General features: G+C 43.6%; 11 protein-coding genes. 1 reads left to right on the forward strand and 10 read right to left on the reverse strand.

Annotated features, from left to right (window positions below; all coding sequences use genetic code 11):
- The first annotated feature begins 7 nt into the window (after positions 1-7).
- Positions 8-1,438 (forward strand): pyruvate kinase, encoded by a 1,431-nt coding sequence (pyk, locus tag OCV47_RS09030; RefSeq protein WP_262654760.1) that lies wholly within the window; start codon positions 8-10, stop codon positions 1,436-1,438.
- 64 nt (positions 1,439-1,502) lie between these two features.
- On the opposite strand, the gene OCV47_RS09035 is transcribed toward pyk, so the two are convergent.
- From OCV47_RS09035 to OCV47_RS09080, 10 genes are all read right to left on the reverse strand, one after another.
- Positions 1,503-2,813 carry an anti-sigma factor C-terminal domain-containing protein gene (locus OCV47_RS09035; RefSeq protein ID WP_262654761.1) on the reverse strand — a complete coding sequence of 437 codons (1,311 nt, stop codon included), beginning with the start codon at positions 2,811-2,813 and terminating at the stop codon, positions 1,503-1,505.
- Positions 2,803-3,237, reverse strand: coding sequence for an RNA polymerase sigma factor (locus OCV47_RS09040; protein ID WP_317244244.1), 435 nt, complete (start codon positions 3,235-3,237; stop codon positions 2,803-2,805). Before OCV47_RS09040 ends, OCV47_RS09035 begins: the two co-directional genes overlap by 11 nt.
- Before the next feature lie 414 nt (positions 3,238-3,651).
- Positions 3,652-5,247 (reverse strand): ATP-binding protein, encoded by a 1,596-nt coding sequence (locus OCV47_RS09045; protein WP_262654762.1) that lies wholly within the window; start codon positions 5,245-5,247, stop codon positions 3,652-3,654.
- 96 nt (positions 5,248-5,343) lie between these two features.
- On the reverse strand, positions 5,344-6,855 hold the full coding sequence (locus OCV47_RS09050; RefSeq protein ID WP_262654763.1) for an ATP-binding protein: 1,512 nt from the start codon (positions 6,853-6,855) through the stop codon (positions 5,344-5,346).
- A 92-nt stretch (positions 6,856-6,947) separates the two neighbouring features.
- Positions 6,948-8,270 carry a vWA domain-containing protein gene (locus OCV47_RS09055; protein WP_262654764.1) on the reverse strand — a complete coding sequence of 441 codons (1,323 nt, stop codon included), beginning with the start codon at positions 8,268-8,270 and terminating at the stop codon, positions 6,948-6,950.
- Positions 8,271-8,280: 10 nt separating this feature from the next.
- A complete protein-coding gene (locus OCV47_RS09060) occupies positions 8,281-9,186 on the reverse strand; it encodes a leucine-rich repeat protein (protein WP_256299458.1) in 906 nt (301 codons plus the stop codon).
- Between the two features lie 90 nt (positions 9,187-9,276).
- Positions 9,277-9,516 (reverse strand): hypothetical protein, encoded by a 240-nt coding sequence (locus OCV47_RS09065; protein ID WP_256299456.1) that lies wholly within the window; start codon positions 9,514-9,516, stop codon positions 9,277-9,279.
- 107 nt (positions 9,517-9,623) lie between these two features.
- On the reverse strand, positions 9,624-11,432 hold the full coding sequence (locus OCV47_RS09070) for a DUF6320 domain-containing protein (RefSeq protein ID WP_262654765.1): 1,809 nt from the start codon (positions 11,430-11,432) through the stop codon (positions 9,624-9,626).
- Positions 11,432-12,358 (reverse strand): alpha/beta hydrolase, encoded by a 927-nt coding sequence (locus OCV47_RS09075; protein ID WP_262654816.1) that lies wholly within the window; start codon positions 12,356-12,358, stop codon positions 11,432-11,434. Before OCV47_RS09075 ends, OCV47_RS09070 begins: the two co-directional genes overlap by 1 nt.
- An 88-nt stretch (positions 12,359-12,446) precedes the next feature.
- The gene (locus OCV47_RS09080) at positions 12,447-13,055 is read right to left on the reverse strand and encodes a cytidylate kinase-like family protein (protein WP_262654766.1); all 609 of its coding nucleotides are present in this window, start codon (positions 13,053-13,055) and stop codon (positions 12,447-12,449) included.
- Positions 13,056-13,092: the final 37 nt, after the last annotated feature.

Here is a 13,092-nt window from a genome sequence, read left to right on the forward strand (position 1 = left end):
CACAATTATGAAAAAAACAAAAATCATCTGTACTCTTGGTCCATCTACTGACAAACCAGGCATTCTGGAAGCATTAATTGAGTCTGGTATGGATGTTGCAAGATTTAACTTTTCTCACGGAGATCACGAGGAACAGAAAAAACGGTTTCTGGAACTGAAGCATGCCAGAAATAAGGCAAAAAAACCGATTGCCGCACTTCTGGACACCAAGGGTCCTGAAATCCGTCTGAAAGATTTTAAAGAAGGGAAAGTCATTCTGGAAAAAGGCCAGACATTTTCTCTTACTACCCGTGATATCGAAGGTGACGCTTCTGCAGTTGCCATCACCTATACCAATCTGCTTCACGATGTGAAGCCGGGTGACAGTATTCTGATCGACGATGGTCTGATCGGGCTGACCGTCAAAGAAATCACTGATACAGACATTGTCTGTACCGTAGAAAATCCAGGTCCTGTATCCAACCATAAAGGTGTGAATGTTCCAAACGTATCTCTGACCATGCCGTTTATCAGCCCAAAAGATCATGATGATATCCTTTTCGGTATTAAAATGGGCTATGACTTTATTGCTGCTTCTTTCACAAGAACTGCCAGTGATATTCTGGAAATTCGCAAAATTCTGGAAGAGGAAAACTGCGATACAATCCGCATCATTGCAAAGATTGAGAACAAAGAAGGAGTAGATAATATCGATGAAATTCTGAAAGTTGCTGATGGTATCATGGTAGCCCGTGGCGATATGGGAGTGGAGATTCCTTTGGAGGATCTTCCTGTTATCCAGAAAAGTCTGATTAAAAAGGCCATGTTCGCAGGCAAAATTGTCATCACAGCGACGCAGATGCTGGATTCCATGATAAATAATCCACGTCCTACCAGAGCTGAGACTACTGATGTAGCCAATGCAATCTTCGATGGAACCAGTGCCATTATGCTTTCTGGAGAAACTGCTGCCGGCAAATATCCGGTAGAAACCCTGCAGACTATGGTACGTATTGCTGAAAGAACCGAACGTTCCATCAATTATGTCAATCGATTTAATCACCGGTCTACTGCATCCAATCAAGACAATGTAACAGAAGCCATTTCCTATGCCACCTGTTCCACTGCTCATGACTTAAATGCAGCCGCCATTGTAAGCGTTACCAAATCAGGAAGTACCGCTCAGATGATCGCCAAATTCCGTCCGGACAGCCCGATCATCGGATGTGCCACACATCCACATGTATGTCGCCAGCTGAGCCTTTGCTGGGGTGTCATTCCAATTCAGACAAAAGAAGAACAGGATACCTTCGAACTGTTCGAACACTCCATTGATGAAGCTGTTCGTGCCGGTCTGTTAAAAGAAGGTGATGTGGCAGTTATTACCGCAGGTGTTCCTCTTGGTCGTCCTGGAACTACTAATCTGATCAACGTACATGTTGTTGGGGAAGAATACTAAAATTCAATGCCATAAAACAATCCCGGGTGTTTGACGCACCCGGGATTTTCTATTACATACTCATTTAATTCCAGCTTTCCGGCACAATTCCTATGATATCATCCATCTCCAGCATCTTCAGCATATCTGCTTTTGTCGCTATGCAGACAAATCCATAAGAGCTGATACCATTCTCCTCGATATAATCCGCTATACTCTTGTCAAATATGCTACTTGTATATTCCTCCATCATATTGATGAATTTGTGCTGGTCTCCCATATACCGCAGCATGCTGACCAGATGCTGGGTCATCACCGATTCATCCTGCAGCTTCTGCTCTGCCTTCTCATAATCTGCATCATCATATCCATCCTTTTCATATAAGGTCAATTCCGGATATTTTTCATTCCATGCTACCGGTGCCAGTGCCTGTGGCGCATCACAGGCATATCCAACCACTTCTCCCCCATCCTCACTGCCATACACAGCGACCCAGACAAGTGATGGCCAGACATCCTGTTCTTTCAGGGAATCCATGATCTCATTTACTTCTGTAAATGTCTTTGGACGGTCAAAGGACACATAAGCCTGATACATGGTATGATCATCTTCCAGTTCATCAATAGCTGCCTTTCCGTCCTCCAATGTTCCGTAAAACCATCGATTATAAATCGTCAATTCTCCATCTTCTTCGATCACATTTTCTTTCATCTGAGATACAAAATCCCGATCCCGGTTCAGCCCGTATCCCACAAAATAATTTGCTGGGCCCCCCTGAAGATAATCTGGATTATACAGCTCCAGTTTGCCCTTTCGAATCTGTCCGGCTGTAGTAGTTCCCCGCTTCGTTCCAAAACTGATGACTGGAGATATTAGAATCTGATAGTTTCCATATCCATTGGAAAGTGCCTGTACATTATCACAGACTTTGCACGGAAGGCTCAGTTCTGCATATACATGAAAATCCACCTCGATCTGAGAGTAGGAAGTTTGATAAGTAATATCTCCCGACCTCGTCTCCAATATCTCGGTTTTCGCCGGATTATAGTAAAGCGAAGACATCAGTGGTGACATGCCAAACTGTATAAAAAGAACTACTGCCAGCACGACTCCACCTACCGCCATTCCCATTCTTCGAAAGCTTCTGTGAATGGATTTCTTTACATAGGCTTCAAACTCTTTTGCTGAGGCGGTGTTCTGCTCCATCTTCTCTTTTGCATCTGTCTGTTCACCACTGTCTTTACTGAAAAACTCCTCCTCCAGATCATCCATCAGCCGATCTGCCAGATAATCACTGATAGCTTCGGTCTTTTCAATCTCTGCTTCTACTTCTTTTGTTTCTTCTTCCGTCAGCTGATGCTTCTTATATCGTTCTATCTTTTCTCTATAACTCATATCCATCGCCCTCCATCTCATTTCGCAGCTGCTTTTTCGCCCGATATGCCAGCACCCGTACATTTTCAGATGTCAATGACAGAACTGCTGCAATCTCTTTGATGCTCATTTCTGAAAAATAAAACAATTCCAGTATCTCCCTCTGTCTGTCCGGCAGCTTCATCATTGCCCGATACAGTTGCTTTTTCTGCTCATTCTGTATGACATTTCCAAAAATGGTCTTATCAGACACTGCCAGTTGCTCATCCAGTTCTGTCTCCCGGTTTCGTTTTCGTAATTCATTCAAACAGGTATTTCTGGCTACTTTATAAAGCCAGGCTCGTATGTTGGTATGAGAATCTGAAAGAGAGAGAAGCGCTTTTAAGAATACATCCTGCATCAGATCTTCTGCCAGCTCCCTCCTCTTTGGTTCTTCTATAGATATAACACATCAAGACAGAGTTTGTTACAATATTCTTATTCTTTTTATCGTTTTGTTTTTCTGTGCCGAAATACAAATATAAATGATATATACCACTCCAACGAACAGCATCAAATTCTGAGCATCCATTCCTCTCTGAATTATTCTCCTGAATCTATCTGAATGCGAAACGGTTCTCCCACTTCTTTCCAGCCATAATTTTCTTCTGCGGGTGGAATGAACCTCTCTCCCCACTCATATTTATCATCTTCCACCTTTTCCCTCTGCTTGTCCGATTACAAGTATGATTTCTTGTAATCTGATTTTATCATCTCCTACTCTATAAGTCGTATCTTTTTTCAAAAAGTTACCAGAAAAATAAAAAAAGTTCAGTTTCCTGAATTTCAGGATTCTGAACCTTTCTTTTTACTTTTGTTATTATTTTTTCTGCATCTTTTCTATCTGACAGGTATGGATCTTGTTTTTCTTATTATAATTGATTCCTGCCAACAGCAGATTTCCATGGTACTCTTCCAAAACTGCCGGATAATTCTTTTCTTTGATCTGTCGAATTGCGCCTTGTGCGCTTTTATCCCATTTCAGTTCAATCACGACTGCAGGTTTTTGTGTATATTTTTTTCGCGGTATCATACAAATGTCTGCAAATCCTTTTCCTGTCGGTAATTCCCGAACTATATGATAATATTCCCTTGCAGAATAAAATGCCAGCATAACTGTACAGCTCAATGAATTTTCATCATGGTAGCTCAGAATGGAAATCTCCTCATGCGCACGTTCAATTCCTTCTGCTACTACCTTTTCCTCCTGATTCCATAATGCTTCCAGCAATGTTTTTGAATGATCTATTGATCGAATTACTTCACTCCATGATAATGTACTGATCGCGTTCACATATTCCTGTGCCACTTCTTTATTTGGAATGGTCACAGTCTTATCTGTCCAATGATAACTCAGATACCCCAGATGTACCAGCAGTGTCAGTACATCATCTTTTACCTTGAATGATGTCATGTCATTTCCAAATGTTCCGATATTGATCCGAACACGATCACCAGCCAGCATACGTACGATATCATCCTTCAGTCCCTCATAATTCATCTGAATATAGACTTTCAGTGCTTCATAGCTTTCCGTCTGATTCCAGTAATTATCATATATGCCGCTTAACATAGCCTCAACAACTGATTTCGGACTGTACATCGAATATTTTTTCTGACTGATTCCTTCCACTGTGATCAGATCATATCCATCATACCAGGCTTTCGCCTCTTCAAAACTTCTCTGATATTTCTGACAAAGCTCATTTACTTCATCCTCGGTGAAGCCGAAATACTCCGTCATTTCACGCGGATTGGTCATGGAATATTCCGTAAACATATTTAGCGCAGAATGCGAACCATATTTCTTTATCGGTAAAATTCCTGTCATATATGCAAGTCCAACGTACTCTTTATCCTTCAACCACGCACGCAGAAAATCCAGATACTTTTTCTGTGCCGACTGCTCATTTTCATACTCTCGAAACAGACAATCCCACTCATCAATCAGAATCACAAAAGAACGTTGTGTTTCTGCATAAATGTCCTGCATAGCAAATATCAGATTATTTTCCTCTTCAGGCACAATCTCCTTATATTTCTTCTTTAATTCTCGAAGGAGCCTTTTCTGCAGCAATTTCAGCATTTCTTCCACATCATGTGACAGGCTCAAAAACTCCTGCACATTAATTTTCAGTACCTCATGCTGATTTAAATGGCTGCGGTATTGCGGGCTGTTACTGATTTTAAATGGCTGAAACAGCAGATCTGTATCTTCTTCGCAGCCATAATATGCAGCCAGCATATCAGCCGCCATCGATTTTCCAAAGCGACGTGGACGGCTTACACAGACATATTTTTGTCGTGTACCCAATACAATATTTACTTTTTCAATCATTCCTGTTTTATCTACATAAATCTGTGACTGAATACTCTCTCGAAATCCTGCACTTCCCGGATTTAAATAAATTCCCATATTGCCGCCTTCCCGCTCTCACAAATATACCTTTCTGCTACCTGTTCGGAATAAGTAAAGTGTAACATACCCTATCTAAAAACACAATCTCAACCCCTACTCTATCATCTCTTCAATCTCATTCAATTCCTGCATAATTCCCTTCTGGCGTTCGCTGAACAGCAAACTCTTGTTATACTGATAGTAGCGATCGCAGCCGTTCTGATCCACATACCAGACTGCATAGTAGTCGGTATTTAATTCTGTCAGGAAAATAACCATTTCCTGGCTGTCTCCAAAGGTCCTTTCCATAAAGTCGAACGCATAATTCAGCATCTGATCGGTAGCATCGATGATCTGTTCTCTCTGCTGTGTCTCCGCCGCGAATTTTTCCCTGATGCATGCAAAGGCTTCCTTACCGTCGAGGTGTGCTGTCTTCACTTCATCCCGGTATGATTCCAGTCTCTGCTGAATCTGCATTCTCCTGTGCAGGCTGTCTTTATCCAGCTGTTCTGCCTTTTTCAGCTGCTCCGTTTCTGCCTCATACTGCAGGCACAGGTCTTCCAAAATGCTGGATACCTGTTCCGTCTCCATCCGACCCTTTACCTGCTTCATTTCCTCATATAATTCTGTCACCAGCGTATCCACCTCAGAAGATTTACGGAAATATTCATGGAGTCTTGCGATCAACAGGCCAATGACACTGAGTTTTTCATCAAAGGCCGCTCTTCGGATCTTATCGCATGCTTCTTCTGTAATATGGCCCTGCAGGATCTCTTCTACCTTATAGTCCTTCTGGTACTTGTAATACAGCTCCAGATAATTGGCAAAATCCTTTGCTATCTTCCAGTGCTGAATATACTGATAGACTACCTCTCGATCCATCGGAAGTCCCAGATCTTCATAGACGCCGATCATCTGGGACAAATCCTCCCATCCACGGGCGGTGGCAAACATCTTACCATCTACCGTCGTCTCTACTCGATAGAAGTTCTCTTTCTTCAATTCCAGATAAGAGATCACTGCCTGATGAACCCCTGCCTGATATGCATATTCCTTCCAGACAGAAAAATCGGCTTCCACATCGATCTTCTTGATACGGTCCAGCGTCACTACATCGAATTCCCGCACCGAGCGGTTGTATTCTGGTGGATTTCCTGCCGCCACGATTACCCAGCCTTCCGGCACCTTCTGATTACCAAAGGTCTTACACTGCAGGAACTGCAGCATAGTCGGAGCCAGCGTCTCGGATACACAGTTAATCTCATCAATAAAAAGAATCCCTTCTTTTAAGCCTGTCTGCTCAATCTTCTCATAAACCGATGCGATAATCTCACTCATAGTATATTCCGTTACGGAATAGGTCTTACCACCAAATTCCTTTTCCCGGATAAACGGCAGGCCTACCGCACTCTGTCTGGTATGATGCGTGATGGTATAAGACACCAGTGCTACCTTACATTCCCTTGCCACCTGCTCCATGATCTGGGTTTTCCCGATTCCAGGAGGTCCGATCAGCAGCAGCGGTCTCTGACGAATCGCCGGTATACGGTACTCTCCATATTCATTTTTGCTCAAATATGCATGGATCGAATGTTCGATCTCTTCTTTTGCTCTCTTGATATTCATAATCCGACTCCTCTATGATTTTTTGCTTCATGGCAGCTTTTTCTAACATTTCTCAATTTCAAGAATGCAACGCCATTCTTGCTGGAGGCTTCTCAGGAGTGAGATAACATCTCACTTCTGAGAACGATTTTCATTGCCCACGGCGGTACATCTGTCTGAGACTGTTCTTCATCCATGAAGACAAAAGCTGTCTGAAATGGTGGCATCCGCCTCGGATACATACCGAATCCATCCGTAAAATACAATAGTCCCTTCAGATTGGAAAACTCTTTTTTTCTGCACAGTTCTTCCACGTAAGTAAACGCCGGTCGAAAATCCGTACCGCCACCGCCTGCCACTTCAAAATGCTCCATGTAGTCTTTTAATTCTTCCTCAGAAGTAATCTTCACATCCGCCTGTACTTTTTCATCACACTGAATGATATGAATATGGATCTTTCGAAAGAAGCTTTCCTGCTCTTTTAAAATGCTATAAGTTTCTTCCAGGAAGGCCTTCACCAGATCTCCAGAACAGGACATAGAAGTATCAATGACAATGGCAAACTCTTCCACTTTCATCACCTCTCTGGATTCCTGTGGTTCAATCAGTGGCATATTGCCATACATGGACAATCCATAACTGTAAAAAATATAATCAAAGTTATCCGGATCGATCTGCATCTCTTCCCGAAGCACCGCAAACTTACGCAAAAATGTCCGGTAATCGATAGTCTCCCGGTTCGCCACTTTCAGCTGATCCCGCAGATTCCCTTCCGCATCCACTGCTTCTTTGGAAAAGGAGTTCAGATCCATCTCCATCTTCTCACGAACATCCTTCCATTTGTCACGCTGCTGCTCAGTCTTTGGCTGCTGATTCTGGTGATTCACCCAGTAACGATGATCATCTACTGTAAATTCCCGTAGCAGCTGCTGCAGCTTCTTTTCCCCCGGCAGTTCTGTAGTCAATACATGATAGATGCCTTCCGCTGTCAGCACCTTCAGTTTTTTTCGCAGTTCTTTATAGGTGCTCTCTCTCAGCCAGGAAATGGGCACCGTCACACAACGTATCTGCATACCGTCAATGATGGATTCCATGGCAATATCACATGCCAGATTCCAATATACCGTATCCTCTTTGGGCGGTGTAAAGACATGGCAGAACAGACAGTGTAACACCATATGCAGATACGCACGGTTCACCCGCTTTCTGTCATCCCTGTAATAACTCCCCAGATATCTTGCATTATAATAAATCACATTTCCGTCTGTAGCCACGGTATCTACCGTACTGTCCATGGCATAATCCAGAGAGGACAACGCCACATCCAGGAATCGCATATGCAGATATAATTCATTTCGCGCGGTAAACAGAATATGTCGTCCCACAGATTCCATTCTCCGTGCAAATTCTTTTTCCTTTTCAAATATATCTTCCATTTTTCTCCTCTTACAGATCAAATGTCTTCTTTTTCTTTCCAAAATGCTGATGCTTGTAATCCATCAGAAAGCTCTGGATTTCCAGTCGTCCCTTCTGATTGGCTTCTTCTATCAGATCAGACAGTTCCTCTTCTCGCCAGTCAATAAATCCGGTCAGGAATTCCAGAATCTCATTCTGTTCGAACTCGATACACCATCCCGCAGCTGACATACGGTGCTCCATAAGGTAAGACTGATAGACTCCTTCTGCATCTCTGGAAAGTTGTTCTTTCTCCATCAATCTGGTCACCGCCAGTTCAATACAAAAGTCCTCGCTTTCCAGATTCTGTGCTTCCTGAAAAAGCCGGTCATATTCTCCAAACTGGAATACTCCATCCTGAAAACACTGACGATAACTGTATCCAGAACCGTGAAACTGCGTCTCCAGCATACGTGCCGGTGTATTTTCCACTGCCTCTTCATAATATTCCGGAAACAACAACGTGCATATTCGATCCTTATAAACCATACTTGCTTTCAGCTCATGATGCACTTCACTGAGTACATCTTTCATGCAATATCCCTCCGCCTGATCCATTCGAAAAGTAAGTTTTTTCAGATGATGGCATCCGGTAAATGCGCCTCCTGCAATATCTCGGGTACGGTGAGTGATGGTCAGTGCCTCCAAATAATAACATCCATAAAATGCATAGCCGCCAATCTCCCGTATGGAATCCGGAAGAAGGATCTCTTTCACCTGATTGCCACAGATCGCCGCTTTCTGATCTGGTTCCCTCCTGGCCTGGGAAAAGATATACGGAGCCAGTGCCGTCACCGGCAGTCCTTCGATCTGTGCCGGAACTGCCACACGTTCTTCACTGCCGTATATACGCTTCAGCAGTATTTCCCCATCTTTTACTTCATATTCAAATTCCATATTTCCCCCTGTGTTCGGTCCAGGCGCATGGAAATTCATGCGCGCAACGATAAAAAGCGGGGAAACTGCTCCCCGCCTGTCCCTTTTATCTTATTCTTCTTCATTCAGTCCATTCAGATAATCATCAATGGCGCCTGTGGATACCTCATAGCTTTTTGCTACTGGTACATGTACCTTACCATACACGGAAAAACCGATCCAGCAGACTACCAGTGCACATACTACATATCCGCCAATCTTCCATGCAAGACGTTCTCTTTTCTCCTTGCGCATAATCTTCTGTCTGTTTGCTTTTTCCTGCTTGTATTTATCTACTTTTGCCTGACTCATTTTACTACTCCTGTCATCGACACCTGCATATCACAGGCCTGATTGGGAAATGTGATTTCCTTTTGTCATTGTAGCACAGATCCGGCGGAATTTCATCCCTTTTTTGTCTACATCCTCAGCTTTTTATGAAATTCCCGGAAAGTATCTTTTTTCTGAAAAATCATAAGACCTGTCAGTACCAGAAAACTGATACCACTGCAAATCACCGATAGATACACAAATCGAATCAGATTCAGCCATACCAGCACAATCGGAATACATCCTGCCATCGCTGCCTGAATCAGATAAAACAGATATTCCTCCCGTTCCAGGTGCTGTACCTTTGCGATCACTGTCATAGAACAAAGCACGCCTAACGCTCCAATTGGCAGTACAAAATCCAGAGACCATCCCATCCAGCCGGTATAACGATCCCACACTATGGCCAATATGGTTATCAAAAGCAGCTGCCACATTTCATTTTTCAAAATATTCCGCCGCTTGCTGTAGGCGACTGCCACCAAAAGCCAGGTGCAGGCGATCCCTGCCACTGCGAACCCAAACCAGTTTAATGCTCCGGTGAACAGATAGTCCGATACAGCACAGATGACTGCTGCTGCAATACACAGGAAGCTAAAGATCCGAAAGATCTGCCTTTCCTCTTTCTCCTGTTGCTCATTTCTTCCAGGGAAATCCTGTTTTTCTTCCCGAAATCCAACGGATTCTTCTTTTAAAATCCTCTGAAAATTCCGTTGTATATTATCATTTGGCAGCTTGGAAGTAAAACCAAGCAGCATCTGATCCTGATAAGAACAGGAACAGAGCTGTAAAATATCGGTACTGGCAAAAATGCCAAAATGTTCGATATACGCTTCATAGCCAGGTGGAAAACGTAAAATCCCGATATTGGAATATACTGCAGTAATGCTGCGACTGCCGAGGGACGCCCCTATCATCAGAAAATATTTTTTTATTTCCAGTGGTACTGCACGTACAAACGGATTTTTTTCCAATCTGACATACCCATTCATATGACGTGCCACATTTTCCCTGATCAGTTCTTTTCCAAACTGTTCTTTCACATGATTCACCACGTCCTTTAGCGTGGTATTCGCCTCAAAGGTATAGCCTACTTCAATCCAGCCAAAGAAATTCGCCATGGACTGAGATGGGAAATAATTACGCAGGTTCACCGGCACCATCAGTGTCACAGGCTTTTTCTGCCGGCTTCTCGGGATCTCTTCTCCAATTGCACACAGCATCACAGCCGCCAGAAATACCGTGATGGATACACCATAGGATTTTGCCTTTGCATGGATCTCTTTCACCGGAATATTCAGTTCCGTAATCTGCATCTCTTCGTGAGGAAGTTTTTCTCCTTTTAATCTGACAGCTGTCGGCTTCTTCTCGCTTTTTCCCTCTGGTAATGAATAATACTGGGAAAAGCTGTCTTCCTCCTGATCCCATGGCGTACTCTCTTCTCCAGACTCCATTCTAGAAAGATGTGCTTCCGGGTGCTTTCGGATCAGATAATTCTGCACCAGTTCCTGCAAAAAGTGCATCGCACCGGTTCCGTCTGTCAATGCATGATAAACTTCAAAATTAATCCTATTCTTATAATAGGTTACTTCAAAAAGCAGTGTTTTTTTATCCGGTATATAGAGCCTGCTACATGGCGGCTTTTTTTCTTCTGTTACCACAGATTTAATCTCTCTTCGCTCCAGATAAAACCAGAACAGCCCCTTTCGCAGCACTGCCTGAAACAATGGATATTTCTTCATAGTCTCATCCAGTGCTTTCTGCAGGATCTCAGGATCTACCGGTTCTTTACATTCACAGTAAAACCGAAACACTCTGGTGTCGTGCTTTCCGGTCACCAGTGGAAATGCCAGCGCTGCGTTATCCAGCTTTCTCCATCTTGAATAGCCTGTCTCCATTATTCTTCGCTTCCCTTCAGAAATGCATTGATGTACGTAAAGCTCTCCCGCACATGCAGAAAACGAATTCCCAGAGCAAAAAATCCATGAAAGGCATTCTCGATCCGGTGCAGTTCTACGTCATTTCCTGCTGCCTGCAGTTTTTTCGCATAGTCCTCTCCCTCATCCCGCAGGGGATCCAGCTGTGCTGTCAAAATCAATGTCTTCGGGAGATGTGAAAAATCCTCGGCCAGGAGCGGCGCAAAATATGGATTCTGCCGGTCCTGTGGACAGCTCTCATACAACTTCAGATAATCTTCCATCTTTACTGCTGTCAGAAGATACTCTGTACCGTTCTCCTGTACAGAAGGATATGGGGATTGCTCTGTATAGCAGTTATACAGCGCCGGATAGATCAAGATCTGACGTTTCGGAGTAAAGTCTCCGGTATCTCTTGCCTTCAGACATACCGCTGCTGTCAGATTGCCCCCTGCGGAATCCCCCATAATCGTAATCTGATCCGGGTGAATCTTCAAAATACTGTGATTCGTGTACAATGCCTTTGCCGCTGCGTAGCAGTCATCCAATGCTGTAGGAAAGCGGTATTCCGGCGCCAGCCGGTATTCCACCGATGCTACAATACAGCCGGTAGCCTGCGCCATTCTGGCACAAACTCTGTTATATGTGGCAACACTCTCTGTTACCCATCCTCCGCCATGGAAAAACAGCAGTACAGAAAAATGACTGCGTTGATCCGGCTCCAGATGCATGGCTTCCTCAGTAGGAAAATACAGACGCACCGGAACCTCATACTCCCCATTATAGATCTTTGTATCCAGTTTCTTTAAAAAGATAGCCAGGGCATCTAATTTTTTCAGATCTGCCAGCCGGCGTGAAGACTCTACTTCAATATTTCCACTGGACAATGCCTGTAAAACGGAATGCATCGTTTTTGAAATCAAATCTTTTTCCTCATCTTTTTCTTTTATAGCCAAAACGGGCATGATGTTCTCCTGCACCATACCCGTCTGCTTTCTATTCTTCTGCTTCAGACGCTGCCTCTACGATCAGCTTCACGCAAAGATCATATCCAAGCTTTCCGCTGTCCAGTGTCATATCATAATTATGACTGTCGCCCCATTTCTGGCCGCCGCTGTAATGATTGTAATAGTTATGTCTGGCATGATCTCTCTTGGTCAGCATCTTCTGGATCTCTGTAGCGTTCTTTGTTCCGGTCAGTTCAGTCACCCGTACGCCTCGGTGCAGTTCATCTGCATGGATGAATATATCCAATGTGTCAATCTCTGCTTCTTTTAAGATCACATCTGCACAGCGTCCCAGAATCACGCAAGGTCCCTTCTGCGCCATTTTGATGATAATTGCTTTCTGAATCTCATGAATAGCATCCTGAGAATCATTAAAATAGGAACTGGAAATCGAACTGATCTTTTTCCAGATATCATCGCTGGTAGAGCGGTCTTCCTCTTCCTTTTCAATCAGTTTCTTTTCAAATCCACTTTCTTCTGCCGTCGCACGGACAATGTCACGGTCATAAAACGGAATTCCCAGTGCTTCTGCTACCTTTGTTCCGATGGAATGTCCTCCTGCACCGTATTCACGGCTGATTGTGATTACTTTATTCATAGTAAATACCTCCCTCGTATAATATATTTTAGATACA

Source organism: Muricoprocola aceti (assembly GCF_025567005.1).
In the GTDB taxonomy this organism is placed as follows: Bacteria; Bacillota; Clostridia; order Lachnospirales; family Lachnospiraceae; genus Marvinbryantia; species Marvinbryantia aceti.

Excerpts from the sequence above, each read along its gene's own strand:
- OCV47_RS09070 (WP_262654765.1), bottom strand. The coding sequence starts at position 11,432 with ATGGAGACAGGCTATTCAAGATGGAGAAAGCTGGATAACGCAGCGCTG.
- OCV47_RS09055 (WP_262654764.1), bottom strand. The coding sequence starts at position 8,270 with ATGGAAGATATATTTGAAAAGGAAAAAGAATTTGCACGGAGAATGGAA.
- OCV47_RS09060 (WP_256299458.1), bottom strand. The coding sequence starts at position 9,186 with ATGGAATTTGAATATGAAGTAAAAGATGGGGAAATACTGCTGAAGCGT.
- OCV47_RS09035 (WP_262654761.1), bottom strand. The coding sequence starts at position 2,813 with ATGAGTTATAGAGAAAAGATAGAACGATATAAGAAGCATCAGCTGACG.
- OCV47_RS09065 (WP_256299456.1), bottom strand. The coding sequence starts at position 9,516 with ATGAGTCAGGCAAAAGTAGATAAATACAAGCAGGAAAAAGCAAACAGA.
- OCV47_RS09080 (WP_262654766.1), bottom strand. The coding sequence starts at position 13,055 with ATGAATAAAGTAATCACAATCAGCCGTGAATACGGTGCAGGAGGACAT.
- OCV47_RS09075 (WP_262654816.1), bottom strand. The coding sequence starts at position 12,358 with ATGCATTCCGTTTTACAGGCATTGTCCAGTGGAAATATTGAAGTAGAG.
- OCV47_RS09045 (WP_262654762.1), bottom strand. The coding sequence starts at position 5,247 with ATGGGAATTTATTTAAATCCGGGAAGTGCAGGATTTCGAGAGAGTATT.
- OCV47_RS09050 (WP_262654763.1), bottom strand. The coding sequence starts at position 6,855 with ATGAATATCAAGAGAGCAAAAGAAGAGATCGAACATTCGATCCATGCA.
- pyk (WP_262654760.1), top strand. The coding sequence starts at position 8 with ATGAAAAAAACAAAAATCATCTGTACTCTTGGTCCATCTACTGACAAA.